The 22,027-nt window shown below is 72.8% G+C and carries 18 protein-coding genes; 4 read left to right on the forward strand and 14 right to left on the reverse strand.

Features of this window, described 5'->3' with window-relative positions:
• Positions 1–73: 73 nt before the first annotated feature.
• The 6 genes from gatB to VM324_14290 all read right to left on the reverse strand — a co-directional run bounded on the left by gatB (position 74) and on the right by VM324_14290 (position 5,122).
• Positions 74–1,534, reverse strand: a complete 1,461-nt coding sequence (gatB, locus tag VM324_14265) for an Asp-tRNA(Asn)/Glu-tRNA(Gln) amidotransferase subunit GatB (GenBank protein HVM00454.1) — start codon at positions 1,532–1,534, stop codon at positions 74–76.
• Between the two features lie 52 nt (positions 1,535–1,586).
• Entirely contained in the window at positions 1,587–3,068 is a 1,482-nt protein-coding gene (gatA, locus tag VM324_14270) for an Asp-tRNA(Asn)/Glu-tRNA(Gln) amidotransferase subunit GatA (protein HVM00455.1), read from the reverse strand.
• Positions 3,065–3,364 (reverse strand): Asp-tRNA(Asn)/Glu-tRNA(Gln) amidotransferase subunit GatC, encoded by a 300-nt coding sequence (gene gatC / locus VM324_14275; GenBank protein ID HVM00456.1) that lies wholly within the window; start codon positions 3,362–3,364, stop codon positions 3,065–3,067. Before gatC ends, gatA begins: the two co-directional genes overlap by 4 nt.
• Positions 3,365–3,475: 111 nt before the next feature.
• Positions 3,476–4,018 (reverse strand): hemerythrin domain-containing protein, encoded by a 543-nt coding sequence (locus VM324_14280; protein HVM00457.1) that lies wholly within the window; start codon positions 4,016–4,018, stop codon positions 3,476–3,478.
• Between the two features lie 106 nt (positions 4,019–4,124).
• Entirely contained in the window at positions 4,125–4,367 is a 243-nt protein-coding gene (locus tag VM324_14285) for a DUF3039 domain-containing protein (GenBank protein ID HVM00458.1), read from the reverse strand.
• Between the two features lie 71 nt (positions 4,368–4,438).
• Positions 4,439–5,122, reverse strand: coding sequence for a DUF192 domain-containing protein (locus tag VM324_14290; GenBank protein HVM00459.1), 684 nt, complete (start codon positions 5,120–5,122; stop codon positions 4,439–4,441).
• Positions 5,123–5,227: 105 nt separating this feature from the next.
• On the opposite strand from VM324_14290, the gene VM324_14295 reads away from it, so the two are divergent.
• Both VM324_14295 and VM324_14300 read left to right on the forward strand, forming a co-directional pair.
• On the forward strand, positions 5,228–6,115 hold the full coding sequence (locus VM324_14295; protein ID HVM00460.1) for a GNAT family N-acetyltransferase: 888 nt from the start codon (positions 5,228–5,230) through the stop codon (positions 6,113–6,115).
• Between the two features lie 55 nt (positions 6,116–6,170).
• Entirely contained in the window at positions 6,171–7,046 is an 876-nt protein-coding gene (locus tag VM324_14300) for an isocitrate lyase/PEP mutase family protein (GenBank protein HVM00461.1), read from the forward strand.
• A gap of 96 nt (positions 7,047–7,142) precedes the next feature.
• On the opposite strand, the gene ligA is transcribed toward VM324_14300, so the two are convergent.
• From ligA to VM324_14340, 8 genes are all read right to left on the reverse strand, one after another.
• A complete protein-coding gene (gene ligA, locus VM324_14305; protein HVM00462.1) occupies positions 7,143–9,209 on the reverse strand; it encodes an NAD-dependent DNA ligase LigA in 2,067 nt (688 codons plus the stop codon).
• Between the two features lie 10 nt (positions 9,210–9,219).
• A complete protein-coding gene (gene fdxA / locus VM324_14310; GenBank protein ID HVM00463.1) occupies positions 9,220–9,540 on the reverse strand; it encodes a ferredoxin in 321 nt (106 codons plus the stop codon).
• 4 nt (positions 9,541–9,544) lie between these two features.
• The gene (gene mnmA / locus VM324_14315; protein ID HVM00464.1) at positions 9,545–10,672 is read right to left on the reverse strand and encodes a tRNA 2-thiouridine(34) synthase MnmA; all 1,128 of its coding nucleotides are present in this window, start codon (positions 10,670–10,672) and stop codon (positions 9,545–9,547) included.
• A gap of 32 nt (positions 10,673–10,704) precedes the next feature.
• Entirely contained in the window at positions 10,705–11,979 is a 1,275-nt protein-coding gene (locus VM324_14320) for an NAD(P)/FAD-dependent oxidoreductase (protein ID HVM00465.1), read from the reverse strand.
• A 159-nt stretch (positions 11,980–12,138) separates the two neighbouring features.
• Positions 12,139–13,293: a cysteine desulfurase family protein gene (locus tag VM324_14325; GenBank protein HVM00466.1), complete on the reverse strand. Its 1,155-nt coding sequence runs from the start codon at positions 13,291–13,293 to the stop codon at positions 12,139–12,141.
• Positions 13,294–13,669: 376 nt separating this feature from the next.
• Positions 13,670–15,322, reverse strand: a complete 1,653-nt coding sequence (locus VM324_14330) for a cell wall-binding repeat-containing protein (protein HVM00467.1) — start codon at positions 15,320–15,322, stop codon at positions 13,670–13,672.
• Between the two features lie 115 nt (positions 15,323–15,437).
• Entirely contained in the window at positions 15,438–16,412 is a 975-nt protein-coding gene (locus VM324_14335; GenBank protein HVM00468.1) for an electron transfer flavoprotein subunit alpha/FixB family protein, read from the reverse strand.
• Between the two features lie 37 nt (positions 16,413–16,449).
• Positions 16,450–17,238 carry an electron transfer flavoprotein subunit beta/FixA family protein gene (locus VM324_14340; GenBank protein ID HVM00469.1) on the reverse strand — a complete coding sequence of 263 codons (789 nt, stop codon included), beginning with the start codon at positions 17,236–17,238 and terminating at the stop codon, positions 16,450–16,452.
• A gap of 125 nt (positions 17,239–17,363) precedes the next feature.
• Between VM324_14340 and VM324_14345 the strand changes: the two genes are divergently transcribed.
• Both VM324_14345 and VM324_14350 read left to right on the forward strand, forming a co-directional pair.
• On the forward strand, positions 17,364–19,805 hold the full coding sequence (locus VM324_14345) for a CocE/NonD family hydrolase (GenBank protein HVM00470.1): 2,442 nt from the start codon (positions 17,364–17,366) through the stop codon (positions 19,803–19,805).
• 58 nt (positions 19,806–19,863) lie between these two features.
• Positions 19,864–22,027 (forward strand): transglycosylase domain-containing protein (locus VM324_14350; protein HVM00471.1); only part of this gene is annotated, 2,164 nt, incomplete at its 3' end.

Here is a 22,027-nt window from a genome sequence, read left to right on the forward strand (position 1 = left end):
ACGCCCCTCATGCACCGCTGCCCTTGGGTGCGTGCACCCCTGCTCCGGTGCGCAGCACCGCTACCTTAGCCCTTCAGGCGAGCCGCTCCCGCAGCAGCTCGTTCACCATGCGGGGGTTGGCCTGCCCCTTCGACGCCTTCATCACCGCGCCGACCAGCGCGCCGATGGCCCTGGCGTTTCCCGCCCGCACCTGGTCCGCGGCGGCCGCGTTCTCGATGATCGCGAGATCGACGAGCGCGGCGAGCTCGCCGGTGTCGGAGATCTGCTCGAGCCCGCGCTCACGGACGACCGCCGACGGGGAGCCGGCGCCCGCGAGCACGTCCTCGAGCACCTGACGAGCGAGCTTCGTCGACAGCGTGCCGTCGCGCACGAGGCCGACGAGCTCGGCGAGGGCGCGACCGTCGATCGGCGCCTCGGCAGGCGGCACGCCGTGTCCGACGGCCCAGCCGATGACCTCGTTGGTGAGCCAGTTGGCCGCCTCACCGGCGCCGGCACCCGAACGGACCGCGTCTTCGAGCAGGGCTACGAGATCGGCCTCCACCAGCGTCGCGACCTGCTCGGCGGGGATGTGGTGCTGCTCGGTGAGCCGCTGCCGCGTCACGGCAGGCAGCTCCGGCAGGGCCGCCCGCAGCTCCTCGACCCACGCCGCGTCGGCCTCGACGGGCACCAGGTCCGGCTCGGGGAAGTAGCGGTAGTCGAAGACCTCCTCCTTGGCCCGCAGCGTCGAGGTCGCGCCCGCGTCCTCGTCCCAGTGGCGGGTTTCCTGGACGACACGGTCGCCGGCGGTGAGCAGGTCGGTCTGCCGGTCGATCTCGTAGTCGATGGCACGGCCGAGGCTGCGCAGCGAGTTCATGTTCTTCACCTCGACCCGGGTGCCGAAGACCGTGTGCCCCACCGGGCGCAGGGAGATGTTCGCGTCGCAGCGCATCGATCCCTCTTCGAGCCGCGCGTCGCTGATGTCAAGGGCCCGCACGACCGCCCGGAGCTCGGCAAGGTAGGCGCGGGCCTCGTCGGCGGCGCGCAGGTCCGGTTCGGACACCACCTCCAGCAGCGGGATCCCGGCCCGGTTGTAGTCGATCAGGGAGTAGTCGGCACCGTGGATCCTGCCCGACGTCCCGACGTGCAGGCTCTTGCCGGTGTCCTCCTCCATGTGCACCCGGGTGATGCCGACCCGGCGCGTGTCACCACCGGACAGGGGGATCTCCAGCTCTCCCCGGCCGCAGATCGGCACGTCGTACTGGGAGATCTGGTAGTTCTTCGGCATGTCGGGATAGAAGTAATTCTTGCGGTGGAACTCGCTGGACGGCGCTATCGCGCAGCCGAGCGCCAGTCCGAGCCGGATCGCGGACTCCACGGCGGCGCGGTTGGTGACCGGAAGGCTCCCGGGCTGCCCGAGGCAGACGGGGCACGTGCGGGTGTTGGGTTCGCCGCCGAAGTCGGTCGCGCAGCCGCAGAACATCTTCGTGCGCGTGGAGAGCTCGACGTGCACCTCGAGCCCGATCACGGCCTCGAAGCGGGTGGCCTGCTCAATCATGGGTCCCTCCGGGATGGGGTGCTGCCTCCGGTCGTCGGCCCTGCAACGGACGTCAGCGTGGCGCCTCGACCGCGTGGCTCCCGCGGGGGACGGGGTCGAACCCGAGGTCGGCCTCGAGCGCCCGCGCCACTCGCAGCATCGTCGCCTCGCCGGATGTCGGGGCCATGATCTGCAGCCCGACCGGCAGGCCCAGCTCGTCGAGCCCGATCGGCAGCGACACCGCAGGGACGCCGGCCAGGTTGGCGGTGTTCGTGTAGACGTCCTGGAGGTACATCGACAGCGGGTCGTCGAGGTTCTCGCCGAATGCGAAAGCCGTCGACGGGGTCGTGGGCCCGACGAGCACGTCGCACTGCCCCGCCGCGGCTTCGAGGTCACGGATGATGAGGGTGCGCACCCGCTGCGCCTGCGCGTAGTAGGCGTCGTAGTAGCCGGCGGACAGCGCGTAGGTTCCGATCATGATCCGGCGCTTGACCTCCGGGCCGAATCCCGCCTCGCGCGTCGCGGCCATCATCTCCTCGGTCGTCTCACCGGCCACGCGCAGTCCGTAGCGCACGCCGTCGTAGCGCGACAGGTTGCTCGACGCCTCGCTCGGCGCGATGAGGTAGTACGCGGCGACGCCGTAGGTGGCGTGGGGCAGGCTCACCTCGAACGCCTCCGCGCCGAGCTTCTCCAGGCGCTGGATCGCCTCCCGGACACGCGCGCGAACCTGGTCGTCCTTGCCCTCGCCCTGGTACTCCCTCACCACGCCGATGCGCAGGCCGTCCACGCCCTCCTCGAGGCCCGAGACGAGGTCCGGCGCCGCGCCCGGCAGAGAGGTGGCGTCGTAGGGGTCGTTGCCCGCGATGACCTGGAGGACCCGCGCCGCGTCGGTCACGCTGCGCGTCAACGGGCCGACCTGGTCCAGCGACGACGCGAACGCGAGCAGCCCGTAGCGGGAGACGAGCCCGTACGTCGGTTTCACACCGACCACGCCGCAGAACGCCGCCGGCTGCCGCACGGACCCCCCGGTGTCGGTGCCGAGCGCGACCGGCGCCTGGCAGGCGGCCACGGCGGCGGCCGAGCCACCCGACGAACCGCCGGGCACACGCCCGAGGTCCCACGGGTTGGCGGTCCTTGCGAACGCGGAGTTCTCCGTCGACGAGCCCATGGCGAACTCGTCCATGTTCGCCTTGCCGATCACCACGGCGTCGGCGGCGCGCAGCCGTGCGACGACGGTGGCGTCGTAGGGCGGGCGGTAGTGCTCGAGGATCCTCGACGCGCAGGTGGTCTCGACGCCCTTCGTGGTGAGGTTGTCCTTCAGCACGACCGGCACCCCGGCGAGCGGCCCGACCGGTTCGCCTCCCCCCCGCCGCCGGTCTACGTCGCGGGCGTGCGCGAGGGCGCCGTCGTCGAGCCGACGCAGCAGCGCGTGGATTGCGCCGTCGGTGACCTCCACCCGGTCGAGGTGCGCGCGGACGACCTCCTCGGCGGAGACCTCACCCGCGGCGAGCAGGTCGAGGAGCTGCCCCGCCGTCTTGCGGACGAGCTCGCTCACGCTTCCTCCTCGACGATGCGCGGCACGCGGAACCGGCCGCGCTCCACCTCGGGGGCCGTCGACAGCGCCTCGGCCGGCGGCAGCGACGGGCGCGGCTCGTCGTCGCGCAGGACGTTCGCCAGCCGCAGCGCATGCCCCGTCGGCGGGACGGCGACGGTCGCGACCTGGCCGACCTGCTCGGCGTAGCCGAGGATGTCGGTGAGCTCGCCGCGGAGGCTCGCGATCTCCTGTTCGGTCAGGGCCAGCCGTGCGAGCCGCGCGACGTGACGCACGTCTTCCTCATCCAGGTCGGCCACGGCTTCGCCTCCGGTCGCGGGTCCGCACGGGACGCTACCGCGAGGACCCCCGCCCGGCTACCTTGAGGGGGCGTCGACGCGGCGCGGCTGCGCCCCGCGAGGCCGGAGGGCCTACACGAGGCCGCGGTCGCGGTACTCGCCGAGCAGGTCGCGCACCTTCTCGGGCGCGCCTGCCCCGGTCTTCAGCCAGCCGAGGCGTGCGGTCATAAAGGCCCCGCCGATCTCGTAGCGCGTCCGCTCGGGAACGCTCTCGCGGGCGGGTTCCAGGACGTCGCGCTCCTCCTCCTCGATGTGGTGGGTCACCGCCTCGACGAGCTCGTCGAGGGCCTGGTCGAACTGGCGGCTGGTGACGTCGCTGACCATCTGCAGCCGCGCGAGCGCCTCGTTGCCCTCCGCGTGCTCCTCGACGCTGTGCTCGATCTCCTCCCTCTCCTCGGGGGCGTGGAGCCGCAGCTTGGGGTAGACCTCGCTCTCCTCCGCGAGGGCATGGGCGACGAGCAGGTCGGCGAGCTCGCGCAGGCGCGACGCCCGGTCCTCCCCACGGTCGCGTAGCAGGCCGAACAACCGCTCGAACTCGCGGTGGTCGGCGCGGATGAGGTCGATGACGTCGCCGCTGTTGGCCGCGTCCGCGCCCGTGGTGCTCGTCTCGCTCATGGGCCTCTCCTGTCGCGCGTGGCTGAAAGCGACAGGCTGCCCCTCTTCAGGACTGCGGAACCCTGCTCCACGGTGAGTGGGTCGAAAGCCCCCGCGAGCACGGCGCTCAGCTGCCGTAGAGCTCCTCGGCCCGCTCCTTGCACGTCGGGCAGAGCGGGAAGCGCGCCGGGTCCCGGGAGGGCACCCAACGCTTGCCGCACAGTGCCTCGACCGGCAGGCCGAGGACACGGGCCTCGGTCACCGCCGCCGCCGCTCCCCCGCCCTCCTTACGGATGATGTGGGCGAACCGCTCGCGGTCCTCCGAGTCGGTCGGGACGGGCGCGGGTCGCCGTTCGGTCGTCGTCGCCATCGTGGACACCTCCGAAAGACTGTCGGTCCTTCCCACTCTAGGGTGCGCCCTCACGCCGGCGCAGGGGCACTTCAGGGCCGTAGCTGCTCGGGCACGTCGACGCGCCAGCCGGGACCCGCGAGCCCGAGGTCCTCGAAGCGCCCACGGTTCACCTCGAGAGCCCCCCGGTAGGCCACCCCCGGGTCGTAGCTGGGGCACGGGTCGGCGGTGCAGGGCTCCATGTCCATGATGGCGAGCACCCGCCCGCCCGCGTCGAAGTAGGCGATGGAAAGCGGGATAAGCGTGTCCTTCATCCAGAACCCGCCCCGCGTGTCAGCCGGGAACAGGAAGAGCATCCCCCCCTCCCGTGGCAGCTCCCGCACGCCCATGAGGCCACGGCGCCGCAGCTCGTCACGGTCGGCGACGTAGACGGGCTTGGGCACGTGCACGCCGCCGGGGTCGAGCATGACGCTGCTCTGGCTGAACGGTGCGTGGTCGGGCAGCGCTCCCGCGCGCACGCTCGCGATCTTGCGGTCGACGAGCTGGTCGTAGCGGAGGAACATCGATGCGGCCTGGTCGCGCGTGATCGTGGCCCGCGGGCGATACGTCCCGTCGGGGTACCCGGTCACGACCCCGTGCGCGTGCGCCCAGTGGATCGCATCGGCATGCGCGCTCCCGTGGGCGACGTCGCGGAGGACATGCGTGGCGAGCGCCGATCCGACGCTTCCGCCGACGACGGCTGCGGTCAGGGCCAGGACGATCAGACATCTTCTCACAGCGGCACCTTCCTCGATGGGCCTGCGGGCGGTTCAGCGTCCAAAGCATGCCGCGATCGGCGGCACACTGACCTGCGTGGCCGACCCGGACCCGAGGTGGACGACGTGACGGTTATCCAGAGCCTTCGTCCGAGCGATCTCGACGAGGTCGCCCTGCAGATCGCCCGGCTCCAGGAGGATCCCGAGCATCATGTCGGCTATCTGTCCCTCGGCGCGGAGGCGATCGCGGAGGAGCTCGCCGCGCTGCCCGGAGGGCCGGCGGCGGCGATCGTCGCGGTCGGCGGTGGGCGCCCGGTCGGGCTCCTCGCCGCCGAGCACAGCGACGACCCGCCGCGGGTCTGGTGGCACGGGCCCTTCGTGTGGGCGGGTGCCGAGTGGCGCGCCGTGGCCGACCGCCTCTACACCTCCGCGCGCCGGCGCCTGCCCCGGCACGTGCGCGAGGAGGAGCTCAACCCCGACGACCGCAGCGTTCGGCTCGCCGACTTCGCGCACGCGCACGGTTTCCAGCCCGAGCGGGCGTCCGCCGTGCTCGTGCTCGAGCAACCGGCCGCGGTGGCGGGGGGCGGCGACGCCGTCGCGGCCACCGACGCCGACGTCGCCGACCTCGCGAGGCTCCACGACGACCTCTTTCCCGCCTCGCCCACGCCCGGGGCCCGCCTGCTCGCCACCGACCACCCCGACCGCACCGTGCTCGTCGTCCGCAGGGCCGGACGCCTCGCCGGCTACGTCGTCGTGGAACGGCAGGCCGAGGACCAGGGCTACATCGACTTCGTGGGCGTCCGGCCCGACCTGCGCCGCCGTGGGATCGGCCGGACGCTCGTCGCCGGCGGCGTCGCCTGGCTGCACAAGCGGGGCTGCACGACGGTCAGCCTCACCGTCCGCGAGACGCTGCGGGCGGCCCGGGCGCTGTACGAGTCGACCGGATTCGTCGAGGAGCGCGTGCTGCGCCCGTGGCGCAAGGGCTTCGCGGTGCACCCCGCCGAGGAGGGGTGAGCACCGGCTGCCCGGCGTATCGTGCGCGGCGACCCGACGCGGAAGGCAGGCACCCATGAACGCAGGCAGCCCGGCGCAGCGCATCCGCGACCTGCTCGCCGCCGGCACGACGGTGAACATGCCGGGGGTGTACGACGCGCTGTCGGCCCGCCTGGCGTCGGAGGGCGGGTTCGAGGTGCTGTTCGTCTCCGGCTACTCCGTGGCGGCGTCGCGTCTTGGCATGCCCGACTACGGCTACCTCACCCAGACCGAGATCGTGGACACCGCGCGGGCGGTCTGCGCGAACACGGCGAGCCCGGTCATCGTGGACGCCGACACGGGCTACGGGAACCCGCTGAACGCGATGCACACGGCGCGGCTGCTGCACCGGGCCGGGGCCGGGGGGTTGTTCCTCGAGGATCAGGAGTGGCCGAAGAAGTGCGGACACTTCGCCGGCAAGCGGGTCGTCGACCGGCAGGAGTGGCTCGGCAAGCTTCGCGCGGTGCGCGACCTCCGCGGAGAAGGCGTCGACCTCTTCGTCGTCGCGCGCACCGACGCGCGGGCGGCAGTGTCGCTCGAGGAGGCCATCGCCCGCGCCCAGGCCGCACGTGACCTCGGGGTCGACGCAGTTTTCGTCGAGGCGCCCGAGACGGTCGACGACCTCGAGCGGGTCGCCCGCGAGGTGGAGGGGGTCGTCCGAGTCGCGAACATGATCGAGGGGGGACGCACGCCGCTGCTCACGCCCGCCGAGCTGCACGACCTCGGCTACGACCTCATCGTCACGCCGCTGACCGGGCTGTTCGCCGCCGCCCGCGCCCTGCGCGACGCGTACGCCGTCCTGCGCGCCAAAGGCACGCTGCGCGACGACCCCGACCTTGTCGTGTCCTTCGAGGGGTTCGCCGACGTCGTCGACCTCGCCGGCCACCGCGACCTCGAACGCCGCTACGCCTGAGGCAGCGCCGGCGGGTCGGCTGGCGGCAACCCCGGCTTGCCGCGCACTGCCGCCCCGGCCCCGCCGGCCCCCGCCTACCTGCGGGAAAAGGGCGGGTCAGGCGGGGGCGGGCAGGTTGCCGGTCTCCAGCAGCCGCACGAAGGCCACCTCGTCGAGCATCGGCACACCGAGCTCGGCGGCCTTGGCGGCCTTTGTGCCCGGATCGGCGCCGACGACGACGGCGCTCGTCTTCCTCGACACGCTCGAGGTGACCTTGCCGCCGCGGTCCTCGATCGCCTGCTTGGCCTCGTCGCGGGTGAAGCCCTCGAGCCCGCCGGTCAGCACGATCGTGCGGCCCTCGAGGGTTGCCGCTCCACGCACGAACTCGGTGTCCATGCGCACCCCGGCGGCGGCGAGCTTGTCGACGAGCGCGGCGTTGCGCGGATTCGCGAAGAAGCCCCGGGCTGCCTGGGCGATGACGGGCCCCACGCCGCCCACCGCGGCGATCGCCGCCTCGTCGGCGTCGCGCAGCGCGTCCATGGTCGTGAAGTGGCGCGCGAGCAGGCGGGCGACGTTGCCCCCGACATGGCGGATGTTCAAGCCGACCAGCAGGCGCTCGAGCGGGCGCGACTTCGACGCTTCGATGCCCGCCAGGAGGTTGTCGACCTTCTTCGGCCCGAAGCGCTCGAGCTCGAGCAGCGGCTCCCGCTCGAGGTGGTAGATGTCGGCGAGGTCGGCGACGAGCTTGCGGTCGAGCAGCAGCTTCGCGGTCTCGTACCCGAGGCCCTCGATGTCCATGGCGCCACGGGAGGCGAAGTGCGCGAGCGACTCCAGCAGGCGGTTGGGACAGTCGAGGTTCGTGCAGTAGCTGGCGGCCTCGCCCTCGAGCCGCTGGATCGGTGAGCCGCAGAACGGGCACGTCGTCGGCATCTGCCAGGCACCGGCGGCCTCGACCTCCGTCGGGCGCAGCGCGGCCACGAAGCCGAGCACCTCGGGGATGACGTCGCCGGCCTTGCGCACGATCACCGTGTCGCCGCGCCGGACGTCCTTCAGCCGTGCCTGGTCCTCGTTGTGCAGGGTCGCGAGCGAGATCGTCGACCCGGCGACCACCACCGGCTCGAGCACCGCGAACGGGGTGACCTTGCCGGTGCGGCCGACATTGACCTGGATGTCGCGCAGGAGCGTCTGCTGCTCCTCCGGGGGGTACTTGAACGCGATCGCCCACCGGGGCGCCTTGCTCGTCGAGCCGAGCCGCCGCTGATGGGCGTGGTCGTCGACCTTGACGACGACCCCGTCGATCTCGTAGGCGGGCTGGTGGCGGCGCTCCCGCCACTCCTCGACGAACGCCCACACCCCCTCGAGGTCGCCGACCGTGCGCGTCTCCGCGGCGACGGGAAGGCCGGCCTGGCCGATCAACGCGAGGAACTCGCTGTGGCTGCGCACCGACAGGCCCTCGGTAGCGCCCATTCCGTGGCACACCATGCGCAGCGGCCGGGAGGCCGTGATCGCGGGGTCCTTCTGCCGCAGGGCACCCGAGGCGGCGTTACGGGGGTTGGCGAAGCGGGGTTCGCCGGCCTCCTCGCGGGCGGCGTTCATGGCATCGAACTCCGCCACGGGGTAGTAGACCTCGCCACGGACCTCGAGCAGCGCCAGAGGCCAGGCGGAGCCGGCCGGGAGGTCGGACGGCCGCTCCAGCCAGGCGGGCACACCCGCGATCGTGCGCACCTGGGGGGTGACGTCCTCGCCGCTCTGCCCGTCACCGCGGGTAACGGCCTGGTCGAGGCGCCCGTCGACGTAGGAGAGGCTGATTGCGACGCCGTCGACCTTCAGCTCGCAGACGAACGCCGGTGTGACCCCCTCCAGGCCGCGGGTGACGCGGTCCACCCATGCGCTGAGCTCTTCGCGGTCGAAGGCGTTGTCGAGGGAGAGCATCGGCTGGCGATGCGTGACCGCCGCGAACGCGGGACTCGGCGGCGCACCCACCTTGTGCGTCGGCGAGTCGGGACGGTCGAGCTCGGGATGGCGGGCCTCGAGCTCGGCGAGCTCACGGACGAGCGCGTCGAACTCGGCGTCGGTGACGTGGGGGTCGGAGAGGATGTAGTAGCGGTAGCGGTGCTGCTCTATCTCGGTGCGCAGTGCCTCGACCTTGCGGCGTGTCTGATCGTCGGCCACCTCGCAGCGCAAGGGCGGAAAGCTACTCCCAGGCGGCGACCTTCGGGTGGTCCTTGCCGGTGTTGCCCACCTGGGCCGCGCCGCCGGGGTCACCGAGGCCGGTCACCTCGTCGCCGAAGAACTCGGCGTTGATCGCGGTGAACTCCTGCCACTCCTCGGGCACGTCGTCCTCGTAGGCGATCGCCTCCACGGGGCAGACCGGCTCGCAGGCCGCGCAGTCGATGCACTCGGTCGGGTGGATGTAGAGCATCCGCTCACCCTCGTAGATGCAGTCAACCGGACACTCGTCAACGCAGGCCTTGTCCTTCACGTCGATGCAGGGCTCTGCGATCACATAGACCATGAGTTCAGCTCTCCTTCCGGCCCGACCAGGTTGGTGCCGTAGCGTACTCGGGGGTGCCGCCGCCCGGCGAATGGGCGATGGTCGCTCCGCCGAGGCACTCGTCGCCGTCGTACAGCACGACGGCCTGGCCCGGGGCGACCCCGACGGGACGCTCCGCGGGGAACGTCACACGGATGCGGCCACCGCCGAGCTCGACCGCCTCGGCGGGCAGCGCCGCCCCGCGGTAGCGCACCTGCGCGGTCAGTGCGGTTCCCTCAGGCGGCGGACGCCCGGCGACCCAGGAGAGGTTCACGGCCACGAGGTCGTGGGTCTCCAGGAACGAACGGGGCCCGACGTGCACGTCGCTGCCGTGGATGGCGGTGACGTAGAGGGGTTCGGCCTGACCACCGAGGCCGAGGCCGCGGCGCTGCCCGACCGTGAAGCGGTAGGCGCCGTCGTGGAAGCCGAGCACGGCGCCGTTGGGACCCACGAACGCGCCCCGGCGCTCGCCGAGGCGGGGTGCGAGGAAGCTCCGCAGGTCGCCCGAAGGGATGAAGCAGATGTCGTGGCTGTCGGGCTTCGTCGCCGTCGGCAACCCGCGTTCGGCGGCCATGGTCCGCAGTGCCGCCTTCGTGTGCTCGCCCACGGGCCACAGGGTGTGGGCGAGCGCCTGCTGGGTCGCCATGTAGAGCACGTAGGTCTGGTCCTTGCCGCGGTCCGCCGCGCGGTACAGGCGTGCGCGGCCGTCCGTGTCGCTGCGAAGCCGGACGTGGTGGCCGGTCGCGAGCGCGTCGAAGCCGACGGACCGGGCGCGGGCGAGCAGGGCGGTGTACTTCACCCGCTCGTTGCAGCGGATGCAGGGGTTCGGGGTGCGCCCCGCGGCGTACTCGGTGACGAAGTCCTCGACGACCCGCTCGGTGAAGGCGGACGCGAGATCCCAGACGTAGAACGGGATGGCGAGGCGGTCGGCGACGCGCCGGGCGTCGCGGGCGTCGTCGAGCGTGCAGCAGCCCTTGCCCGTCCTCCCGGCCGGGCCTGTCGGGGCAGCGGCCATCTTCAAGTGCACGCCGGTGAGGTCATGGCCCTGCTCGACGAGCAGCGCGGCGGTCATCGACGAGTCGACTCCGCCCGACATCGCCACGAGCACCCTCATGGCGCCCACTCTGCCGTATCGACCCCCGCGGTTCACGCCGCGCGCGCGTGCGGATCCTCCTCGGTGAACACCGCTCGCGCGCCACGCTCGGACGTGAGGTAGCTGATCGTCCAGTGGAGCAGGACGCTCATGCGGTTGCGGAAGCCGATGAGGAAGTAGAGGTGGAGGACGAGCCAGGCGACCCAGGCCAGCCGGCCGCGGAACCGCAGCCGGCCTGGCAGCTCAGCCACCGCGGCGTTGCGCCCGATGGTCGCCATGACGCCCTTGTCGCGGTAGCGGAACACCCGGAGTGGCTGCCCCCCCAGCTCGCGGAGCAGGTCGTCGGCGACGTGGCGGCCCTGCTGGATGGCGGCGGGCGCGAGCTGCGGCACGAGGCCCCCCCGCCCGTCGGGCACCGCCGCGATGTCGCCCACGGCGAAGACCCCGGGGCGATCGGGGACCTGCAGGCACCGGTCGGTCACGATGCGTCCGCCCCGGCTCTGCTCGACCCCGAGGGCGGCGGCCAGCGGGTGCGCGCGGACGCCGGCGGCCCACACCACCGTGTCGGTCGCGAGCACGTCCCCGTCACTGAAGAAGACCTTGCCCGGCGCGACCTCGGTGATGCCCGTCCCGAGGCGGATCTCCACGCCGAGGCGCTCCAGCTTCGCGATCGTGTAAGCCTGGGAGACCGGGGCGAACCCCCCGAGGACCGCGTCGGCCTGCTCGACGAGCACGACCCGCGCGGCATCGACGTCGACGTCGGGGTGGTCACGGCGCAGGACGCGGTGGATCAACTCGGCGAGCGCCCCAGCGACCTCGACGCCGGTCGGGCCGCCACCGGCGACGACGAACGTCAAGGTACCGTCAGTCGCCGTGGGGCCGGCCCCGCTCGCCCGCTCGAACCGGCGCAGCACGTGGTTGCGCAGCGCCACCGCCTCGCCGAGGCCCTTGAGGGCGAAGGCGTGCTCGGCCACACCCGCGACCCCGTAGTCCGCGGTGACGGCGCCCGCAGCCACGACGAGGCGGTCGAAGTCGAGCTGCCCACCGTCGGCGAAGTGCAGGCGGCGGTCGCCCCAGTCCACGCGGGCGACCGTCCCGAGCCTGAAGCCGACGCCGGGCACGTCCTGGAGGGCCCCCCGCACGCTGTGGCCGACGTCCTGCGGCTGCAGCACCGACGTGGCCACCTGGTAGAGCAGCGGCTGGAACGTGTGGTGATTGCGGGCGTCGACGAGTGTCACGCGAACCTGGCCGCCCCCTCGCCTGCCGAGGCGTCGTGCGGCGGTCAGGCCGGCGAACCCGGCTCCGACGATCACGATGTGCGGCGTCATGGTTGAACCCTCCCAGGGGCTTGCGAATCCATTCACTACCGTATGTGAAATCTTTCACAAGCGCAACCAGGGGCTCTCCGTGGCCCCCCCGGCTCCCCCCTCGACACCGGCCCGCTGAGGGACGGGGTCCGCCGGTGGCGGAAGCGCCACCCGAGCCTCCTACAGGTAGCCGCCGCCCGCGTCGCGCAGCCGTTTGACCGCGTCGGTGAACGTTGAGACCGCGGTGTCGACGTCAGCCTCGGTGGTGGTGCGCCCGCACGTCAGCCGCAGGTGGGCGACGTCGGGGTCCGCCCCGATGGCGGTGAGGACGTGGCTCGGCTCGGCGGCGCCCGACTGGCAGGCAGAGCCGGTCGAGGCGGCGACCCCCGCGGCGTCGAGCGCCACGAGCAGCGCCTCGCCGTCGCACCCGTTGACCGCGACGTGCGCGTTGTGGGGCAGGCGCCGCTCGGCCGACCCGTTCAAGGCGACGTCGCCCACGGCCAGCAGCCCGTCGAGCAGCCGGTCCCGCAGCGCCCGCAGCCGTGGGATCTCCTCGTCCATCGTCGACGCGGTCAGCGCCGCAGCCGCCCCGCAGCCGACAATGCCCGGGGTGTTCAGCGTCCCCGAGCGCACTCCCCGCTCCTGCCCACCGCCGTGCAGGACCGGCTCGGCGGCCAGGTCACGGCGAAGCACGAGCACCCCGACGCCTTTCGGCCCGTTGAACTTGTGCGCCGACAGCGCGAGGGCACCGACGCCCCAGCCGTCCAGGTCGAGGGGGGCACGGCCGAACGCCTGGACCGCATCGGTGTGCAGGGGGACGCCCCGCTCGACAAGGGCGGGGCCGATCGCCTCGAGCGGTTGGATGGTGCCGAGCTCGTTGTTCGCCGCCATGACGCTGACGAGCACCGTATCGTCGCGGACCGCGGCGAGGAGGCGGTCGGGGTCCACGACGCCGTCCGCGCCGACCGCGACGACCGTCGCCGAGAACCCCTCGTGGTCGACGAGCCACTCGACCGACTCGAGGACCGCATGGTGCTCCACGGCGGTCGTGACGAGGTGCGCTCCCCGGGCGGCGTCACGGGCGCCCCAGGCGATGCCCTTGACCGCCTGGTTGTCAGCCTCCGTGCCGCCTGAGGTGAACAGCACCTCGAGAGGCGCGACACCGAGCGCGGCGGCGACCTGCTCACGGGCCGCCTCGACCGCTGCGCGGGCCGCGCGACCGTGACCGTGCAGCGACGAGGGGTTGCCGAAATCCTCCTCCAGGTAGGGCCGCATGGCCTGACGGACGCCCGGGTCGATCGGGGTGGTGGCGGCATGGTCGAGGTAGACGGACATGCTGTCACCGTATGCTAGTCGCCCCCCGCCGGCGGCGACTCAATTGCTGGGCGAGGTTTCCTCTCGGCGCGCCCGGTTCATGATTGCGCTGTCGCGTCAACCGAGCCACCGCACCGAAAAGAGAGGAAAGCACCATGCGAAGGACCATGATGAGCGCTCTGCTCGCCGCAGCACTGGTCTTCGGACCCGCCACAGCCGCCAGCGCAACCCATACCGGCGGAGGCTGCGAGCACCAGAGGACCACGCGCGCCCACGAGGCGGTGCCACATCGCAACCAGGGCACGCACCAGGCGCACCAGAGCATCCCGTACTGCCCGCCACACGACGCTCCGCGCCACCGCGACACTGCCAACGGGCACGGCGGCCACCACTAGCGTCAAAAGACCGCGACGCGCTCGCCCATCCCGACCCGCGGGAAGACGAAGTCGGCGTCCCCGTCGTACAGGCGCAGGCAGCCGTTGCTCGCGGGGTACAGCGGGATGGACGGGTAGCCGTGGATGGCGTATCCGCGGAAGAAGAACATCGACCGGTACATGTGGTTCGCCTGGCGGGTGTTGCGCTTCTCGTACACCGAAAAGGTGCCGAGCACCGTCGGCGTCGATGGCTTGCCGCTCGAGGTGTGGAAGGCGTGCGCGACCCGCCCGTCGCGCACGAGCAGCACGAGCTGGCGGGCGAGGTCGATCTCGATGTGGTTCGGTCCGAGGTCCGGGCGGCGCACGGGCAGCTCGGGGCGCCCGAGCATCGCGCCCCACTCCCGCTCGGCGAACTGCCCGTTCACCGGCAGGCCGGCGACCTTCTGGAAGGCGTACACCGCCCAGACACTCTGGCCGTCGATGTGCCCGTCGATCGGGCCGGTGTTGTACCCCTGACGGGCCAGCTCCTCCTCGATGCAGCGCCACGGGCGTGCGGCTCCCTCGTGTAGCTGGCACATGGCCACGGGGCCGATCGCGGCAGCGCCGCCGATCGGCGTGACGTGCGCCGGACCGTGGGCCGCCAGCCACTGCATGAGGGGCCCGGCGAGCTGCGCCCGACCGGTCGCGAGGAGCGGCGCACGTCGCGCCGCGCCGGCGTAGACACCCCCGGTGAGACCGTCGGGGAAGTTCGTCGCACCGACGACGACCGGCGGGCCGGTGAGCCCCAGCGCCCGCCCGCGAGTCGCCACGGCCGCGGCGGTCGCCGTGCGCTCGGGCCCGGCGAGCCGCTCGAGCGCGGGCAGGCCGGCGACGGCGGGGTCGGGCAGCGCGCCGGCCCCGCCTACCACCCACGTCCTGCGTGCCCCGAGCGCGGTGACCTGCTCGGCCAGCCGGGCGTGGCCGTTGTCCTTGGGTGACAGCAGGATCGGGTAGCGGAACGCCGCGGCGAGCGGGGTGGCCGCCAGGGCGTCGGCGAAGCCCTGCCCGCTCGCGACGAGCACCGTGGAGGTGTCCGCGCCGAGCTCGGCCGCGCGCTGGGCGATCGCGAAGGCGGTGTCGTAGCGGCCCTCGCCGCGGATGCGTTCGGTGGGAAGCCCGAGGCCTGCCACCGTCGCCTCCACCGCGTCGGCCACCCGCCCGACGACGTACACCGTGCGGGGCTGCAGCCGGCGCAGCTCGTCGGCCGTGGCCGGGTGCAGCGACGTCGTCGGCGTCAGGAGCAGCGGCCCTCCCGTGGTCCCGGCGAGGGTCGCGGCGGCGAGCGCGTCGGGGTAGTCCTCTCCGGTGGCGAGCACCGCCGCCGGTGCCGTCCCCGGCCACCCGGTACGGCTGACCGTGACCGCGGTCGCGTAACGGTCCCTGCCGGCCAGGGGCTCGACGGCAGGCCGGCGCCATCCGCCCGACGATGCGGAGAGGGTCGCGGTGGGCGGCGCCGCGAACGAGTGGACGCCCTCAGGCTCGGACGGGTCGTCGAGGGGGTGCGCCGCGCCGGGGGCGGGCGCATCGACTTCGTCAGCAGGGGGCTCGCCGGCGCCGGCGGCGGGTGCACCGAGCAGGCTCGCCGCGAGGGCGGTGACCGCCAGTGCCGCAATCCGGCTGCGTCGGCTCCGGACCATGGTGCGCTCCCTCCCGCCTCGACCGCGCGTCCCTCCGCTGCGGCTCGGTGCGAACTGTACCCCAGGACCTCGAGTGGTTACAGAGGGTGACTGACCGATTCGCGGCCCGGACCCGCTACTCCCGACGCCGCTTCAGCTCCTCGATGAGGGGCGGGATGACCTTGTGGAGGTCGCCGACCACGCCGAAGTCGGCGATGGTGAAGATCGGCGCCTCGGGGTCCTTGTTGATCGCCACGATGGTCTGGGCGGTCTGCATGCCCGCACGGTGCTGGATCGCCCCGGAGATCCCCGCGCCGATGTAGAGCTGTGGCGCGACGGTCTTGCCGGTCTGGCCGATCTGGTGCTGATGGGGGTACCAGCCCGCGTCGGTGGCGGCCCGGGACGCGCCGACCGCGCCGCCGAGCACGTCCGCGAGCTGCTCGATCAGCGTGAACGCCTCGGCGTCGCCGAGGCCGCGGCCGCCCGCGACGATGACGCTCGCCTCGGTCATCTCCGGGCGCCCGCCGCTTGACTGCTCGACACGCTCGACGATTCTCGCCCGCCTGGCCCGATCGTCGAGCGCGACGTCGAGGTGCACGACCTCGGGCGCGGGCCCACCCGGCGCCTCGGCGGTGAAGGCGTTGGGGGACACGCCGTAGAACGCCGGGCGTCCGGCCCGCACCCGGCAGCGGGAGATCATCGCGCCGCCGAAGATGCGCTTCGTACCCACCAGCCCGTCACCGTCCGCCTCGAGGTCGACGACGTCGGTGACCACGCCCCCACCGGTGCGGACCGCGGCGCGCCCGGCGACATCGGTCAGGAACGGGTCGGCGGGGTAGAGCACGCTCGTGGCGCCGGACGCCTCGACGGCGGCGACGAGGCCCGCGACCGACGGCTCCGTCGCGTACTCCTGGACCTCGCGGGCCTCCCAGACGAACGCCCTCGCCACCCCGTAGTCGCCGAGCTTGCCCGCCCCGGCGCTCGCGTGCTCGCCCAACAGCAGCGCGAAGACCTCGCCGTCACCCCGGGTGCGGGCGGCGGTGACGACCTGGTGGGAAACCTTCTTCGGGTTTCCCTGATCGTGGTCGACGAGGACGAGGATGGGCGGCATCTGCGATGACCTCCGTACGGGAGCCCGGGTTTCGCGGTCAGATGAGCTTCTGTGCGGCCAGGAACTCCGCGAGGGCGTTCGCGCCGACGGTGCCGGAGCCGTCGTCGGCGACCTTCTCGCCGGCCTGCTTCGGCGGGCGCGGGGTGATATCGAGCACCTGGGTGGAGGAGTGGGCAAGGCCGACCTGCCCCGCGTCAACCCTGACCGCGTCGAGGTCCTTCACCGCCAGCGGCTTCTTCTTCGCGGCCATGATCCCCTTGAAGGACGGGTAGCGGGGCTCGTTGATCGCCTCGACCACGGACACGACCGCAGGCAGCGGCGCCGTGACGGTCTGGTGACCCGTCGGCGTCTCCCGATCGACCGTCGCCTGCCCGTCGGCGACCTCCAACCGCCGCGCGTACGTGAGAGCAGGCAGCCCGAGGAACTCCGCGAGCATTGCGGGCACGAGCATCGTCCGCGCGTCCGATGACTGGTTGCCCATGATGATGAGGTCGTAGGACTCGTCGGCGAGCGCTGCGGCGATGATCCGGGCGATGGCCATGGCGTCGGAGCCGGCGATGCGCGCGTCGGTGACCTGGATGGCGCCGTCGAGACCGTACGACAGCGCCTTGCGGATGGTCGTCTGTGCGGTGTCCGGGCCGACGCAGAGCGCGATGACCTCCGCGCCCTGGCGCTCCTTGAGCCGCATCGCCTCTTCGATCGACCACTCGTCGTTCGCGTTCAGCACAGGGTCGGAGGCGTCCCGGTCGAGCGTGTTGTCGCTCGGGTCGATCTTCTTGTCCGCGGCGGTGTCGGGCACGCGCTTGACCGGGCAGATGATCCGCATCGTCACCCTCCAAGGTGGGTCGTCGCGCCCAGGTTACCGCGCGGTAACATAGGCGCAAGCGCGTGTGCGGGCTGCGATGGGTGCGGTGCGCTGCCTGCCGGACCCCGGCCCTACGCTGCCGGCCGATGGCCCGCGACGCGGTTTGCCGCCACCGGCAGGAGCGGCGGGCCCTGAGGTCGAATAATCTCTTCGCCGGACCGATCCGCGCCGCGGGCGCCGATGAGGAGCAGGTGATGCGGGACCCGTCACGCCGAACCGAGATAGGCGTCGCCGTCGCGATCGTGGTCGTGCTGGGTCTCGCGCTGCCCGTCGCAGCGACCTCGGCCCCAGCCCCCGTCGCGCCCGAGGCGCCACCGGCCGCGGTGGCGGACGCCCCGTCGGCGGCTGCGGAGGACCCCGGCGCGGGCGCGGCAGCGCCGGCCGACATGCCCGCCGGCGCGGCGCAGAGCGGCGCGCCGGCGCCGGCGAAGTCGTCGGCTGTCCGCACGGCCGCGGCGGATCCCCTCGAGCCGACGGACTACACCGCCGTGGCCGGGCTGTCCGGGCCGGACTACCCGGAGACGGTCCGCGACGTGCACCGCGTGACCATGCACGACGGCGTCGAGTTGTATGTCGAGATCGTGCGACCCGACCCTGCCACCCACGGCGAGGGTCCGTGGCCGGTGATCCTCGAGGCCAGCCCGTATCACGGCACGCTCGCCGACCGCAAGGGCACGCGCGTCTTCCCCGACCCCAAGGACGCCGAGGGCAACCCCATCGGGCTGACGGGATACTTCGCCCCCCGCGGGTACGCCGTCGCCATGGTCGACCTGCGCGGCACCGGCCGGTCGGCGGGCTGCCTCGACTACCTCGGCCCCAACGACGCGAAGGACCTCAAGACGATCGTCGAGTGGGCCGCCGACCAGGCCTGGTCCACGGGCGAGGTCGCCATGACCGGCCACTCCTACGTCGGGTCCACCCCGGTGGTGGCCGCGGCGCAGAACCCCCGCGGCCTCGTGACGATCGTGCCGTCGGCCAGCCTCGCGTCGATGTACGACCACCAGTTCCACCACGGCGTGCCCTGGTTCCTCCAGCTCGTCGGACCGATCGCCGCCTACGCTGAGCTGTCGACCATCCGCCACCTCCCGCCGGGCATCGAGACGCCGCTCGGCCCGTCCGGCGACGACTTCGGCAACAACCTCCCGCACACCGGGTGCGGTTGGCTAAGCTCGTCGCTCACCGCCGGCCACGGCCAGGTGACGGGCCAGTACCAGGAGTGGCACGCCGTCCGTGACTACCGCGCCGCCGCCACGGCCACGCAAATGCCGATCTTCATGGTCCACGGCGTGAACGACAACGCCGCGCGCATCCCGTCCGCCGAATGGTTCTTCGGCGAGCGCTTCGACCGGCCCGGGGACAAGGTGTGGCTGGGCCAGTGGGACCACGGCTCCCCGGGGCTGTCCACTTGCGAGGTGCCCCACCCGACCTGCCGGTTCGACCAGTGGCAGTACGCGCTGCACGCCTGGTTCGACAAGCACCTCCAGCACCGCGCCGTCGACACCGGGCCGGCCGTGGAGGTCTTCCTGAACGGCGACAAGGTCGTGACGAGCGACCGCTGGAGCCGCCCGCGCGCGACGATCACGCTGAACCCCGATGCACGCGACGGCAGCCTCGGCGAGAAGCCCGACGGTGCAGGGTCGGCGTCGTTCACGTCGGTGCCGACCGGCCCGACGTCGTCGGAAGGCGGTGTCGAGTTCCTCTCCGCGCCGATGAGCGACGACGTGGTCGTCGTCGGCCTCCCCCACCTGCGGCTCAGCGCGTCGGTGCTGACCTCGCAGCTCGTCAACCTCATCGCGGGGGTCTTCCGGGTCGATGCGCAGGGCGAGCGTCACCCCCTCGGCTACTGCGCCATCCAGCCGCACCTGCGCAACGACGTCCGGGAGCCGGAGCTCATCGTCCCGGGCGAGAAGATGGCGCTCGACCCGCCCTGCTTCACGATGGCGCACCACATTCCCGCGGGGGAGCGCATGCTCCTGCGGGTCGGCACGTCGAGCCCGCACCACGTGTCGACGCACACGCTCGAGGCGCAGGTCACCGTGTACACCGGCCCCGGCGAGACCGCCCTGACCCTGCCGGTCGTGCCCGACGCACGGCTCTACGACGACGTGGCGCTGCGCGCGGAGGACCCCCTGGCCGACATCCCCGCCGGCCCGGCGCAGCCGCGCATCCGTGGGCAGGTCGTCCCACCGGCACCGGGCGCGGGCACCCGCAGCGAGGCCACGAGCGGCTTCCTCGAGTTCGACGTGACCGAACCGACCAACGCCGCCCTCGAGGCCCTGGCGACCTGGTCGGCGCCCGGCGACTACGACCTCTACCTGCAGCGCAGGAACGCGGACGGCTCCTGGTCGGAGGATCTCGCCGCCGGCGAGTCCCCGAACCTCGACAGCGAGACGCTCGCCCGCACGGGCCTCGAGCCGGGGCGCTACCGCCTCGAGGTCCACAGCTGGGCAGCCCCGCCGGGACAGCCCGTCGACGTCGTCGTGACGTTCCTCAACCGCGACGGCGCGCCCGGGCCCGACCGCGGCTGAGCGTGGCTCCTGTCCTGCCGGGCGAGCCGAGCACCCGGCGCCGCCCTAGACTGCTCTCGTGTCCTGGACGCGGTTCTCCTTGCGGGCGGCGGCTGCAGCGATCGTTCTCGTCGTCCTCAGCTTCGCAATGGTGCTCACCTTCGCGATGGTCGCCCTCGCCATCGACTGGGACATCCCCGAGGCGCAGGGCGAGCTCCTCGGGCCGTCGTCGGTGTTCGACCGCAACCTCGTGCCGATCACCCGCTTCGCCGCCGAGATCGAGGCGCGTCCCGTGCCGCTCGAGGAGGTCGCGGAGAGCATCCAGCTCGCCGTCATAGCCGCGGAGGACCACCGCTTCTACGAGCACGAGGGCGTCGACGCCTTGTCCGTCATCCGCGCGGTCGTCCGCAACCTCCAGACCGGGGCGATCGCGGAGGGCGGCTCCACCCTGACGCAGCAGTACGTGAAGAACGTCTACGTCGGCGACGCGGTCACGTGGTCACGCAAGATCCGCGAGGCGGTGGTGGCCCTCCAGCTCGAGAAGGAGCTCGAGAAGGAGGAGATCCTCGAGCGCTACCTCAACCGGGCCTACTTCGGCGCCGGCGCGTACGGTGTGGAGGCCGCGGCGCAGACGTACTTCGAGAAGCCCGCCTCGGACCTCACCATCGCCGAGGCGGCCACGCTGGCGCAGACGCTCGCCGCCCCCACCCGCTACTCGCCGCGCAACGACCCGGGCAGGGCGTTGCAGCGACGCAACCGCGTCATCGACCTGATGCGCGATTACGGCTTCGTCACCCGCCAAGAGGCCGGCGAGGCGAGGATCGCATCGCTCGGGATCATCGAGCCGCGCATCCCCGAACCGCCGGCGCCGTTCTTCGTCGAGCAGGTGCGCCAGCACATGCTCGCCGCCTACGGGCCGGACCTCGTCTACCGGGGCGGGCTGCACATCATCACGACCATCGACCTCGAGCAGCAGGCCAAGCTCGACCAGCAGATCCGGGAGCGGCTGCCGGCGGACCCCGGCCTCGACATGGGGGCAGTCGCGGTCGATCCCCGCAACGGCGACATCATCGCCGCCTACTCAGGGCGCGACTTCAAGGCCAGCCAGGTCGACCTCGCGATGGGCAGCGACTTCGGCCAGCAGACCGGCTCGGCGTTCAAACCCGTACCGCTCGCCGCCGTCCTCGAGCGCGGCAAGGAGCTCAGCTCCGTCTACCGGGCACCCGGCTCGATCACCATCGGCGGCACGACCGTGCGCGGCAGCGGCTGCGGCGGGGGCTGCTCGCTCCTGCGGGCGATCGCCGCGTCGAGCAACACGGTGTTCTTCCAGGTCGGCAACGAGGTCGGTGTGGAGGCCATGGTCGAAATGGCGCATCGCCTCGGCATGCGCAGCCCCGACCTCGTCCGGGAGGGTCCCAACGCCCACGGCATCGGCATGGCCCTCGGGACCGCCGACGTGACGCCGCTCGACATGGCCTCGGCCTTCGGCACCTTCGCGAACATGGGCGTGGCCTGTCCCGCCCGCACCGTCCTGGAGGTCCGCAACCCGGCCGGCACGCCGCTCGCGCCGCCCGACCCCCGCCAACCCACCGAGGAGCAGCTCGCGGCATGGACGCAGCGGATGGCGGAGTTCGGCTACGAGCTCGGTCCGGAGGACCTCGGGCGCTGCTACCGCGCGATCGCGCCCTCGGTGGCGGGCAAGGTGAACGAGGGCCTGCAGGCGGTCGTCGCGAGCGGCACGGGTCGCTCCGCCAACATCGGGCGGCCGCAGGCCGGCAAGACCGGCACGAGCCAGGAGTCCAAGCAGCTCTGGTACAGCGGCTACACCCCCGAGCTGTCGCTGGCGATCTACGTCGGCGACCCGCGCACGCCCCGCACGATCAGGGGCCTCCCCGGCTGCAGAGGCCAGTGCTTCGGTGGCGGCGTCGTCGCGCCGATCTGGGCGGCGGCGGCCTCCGCGCTGCTCGAGGGCGTCGAGCCGACCGAGTTCCCCGAGACCCCGCCCGACGAGCGCAAGGTACGCAGCGAGTCGGGGCGCCGGCTCGGCCCGCCCATGGCGAGCCCGGCGCCGTCGCCCGAACCGACGCCCGAGCCGCTGCCGACGTTCAGCCCGGCGCCGCCGCCGACGGTGCGGCCGATCCCGTGGCCGACGGCGACACCGTCGCCGTTGTCCTCGCCCGAGCCCCCACCCGCCCCTGGCGACCCCGGCGACCCGGGGGGCGGCGGGGTCGCCAGGGGCGGGT

This window comes from Egibacteraceae bacterium (assembly GCA_035540635.1).
In the GTDB taxonomy this organism is placed as follows: Bacteria; Actinomycetota; Nitriliruptoria; order Euzebyales; family Egibacteraceae; genus DATLGH01.

What these genes read in the sequence shown, in the direction of transcription:
- VM324_14330 (HVM00467.1), bottom strand. Translation starts at nt 15,322, where the DNA reads ATGGTCCGGAGCCGACGCAGCCGGATTGCGGCACTGGCGGTCACCGCC.
- VM324_14335 (HVM00468.1), bottom strand. Translation starts at nt 16,412, where the DNA reads ATGCCGCCCATCCTCGTCCTCGTCGACCACGATCAGGGAAACCCGAAG.
- gatB (HVM00454.1), bottom strand. Translation starts at nt 1,534, where the DNA reads ATGATTGAGCAGGCCACCCGCTTCGAGGCCGTGATCGGGCTCGAGGTG.
- VM324_14285 (HVM00458.1), bottom strand. Translation starts at nt 4,367, where the DNA reads ATGGCGACGACGACCGAACGGCGACCCGCGCCCGTCCCGACCGACTCG.
- fdxA (HVM00463.1), bottom strand. Translation starts at nt 9,540, where the DNA reads ATGGTCTATGTGATCGCAGAGCCCTGCATCGACGTGAAGGACAAGGCC.
- VM324_14280 (HVM00457.1), bottom strand. Translation starts at nt 4,018, where the DNA reads ATGAGCGAGACGAGCACCACGGGCGCGGACGCGGCCAACAGCGGCGAC.
- VM324_14345 (HVM00470.1), top strand. Translation starts at nt 17,364, where the DNA reads ATGGCCCGCGACGCGGTTTGCCGCCACCGGCAGGAGCGGCGGGCCCTG.
- VM324_14340 (HVM00469.1), bottom strand. Translation starts at nt 17,238, where the DNA reads ATGCGGATCATCTGCCCGGTCAAGCGCGTGCCCGACACCGCCGCGGAC.
- mnmA (HVM00464.1), bottom strand. Translation starts at nt 10,672, where the DNA reads ATGAGGGTGCTCGTGGCGATGTCGGGCGGAGTCGACTCGTCGATGACC.
- VM324_14320 (HVM00465.1), bottom strand. Translation starts at nt 11,979, where the DNA reads ATGACGCCGCACATCGTGATCGTCGGAGCCGGGTTCGCCGGCCTGACC.
- VM324_14300 (HVM00461.1), top strand. Translation starts at nt 6,171, where the DNA reads ATGAACGCAGGCAGCCCGGCGCAGCGCATCCGCGACCTGCTCGCCGCC.
- VM324_14325 (HVM00466.1), bottom strand. Translation starts at nt 13,293, where the DNA reads ATGTCCGTCTACCTCGACCATGCCGCCACCACCCCGATCGACCCGGGC.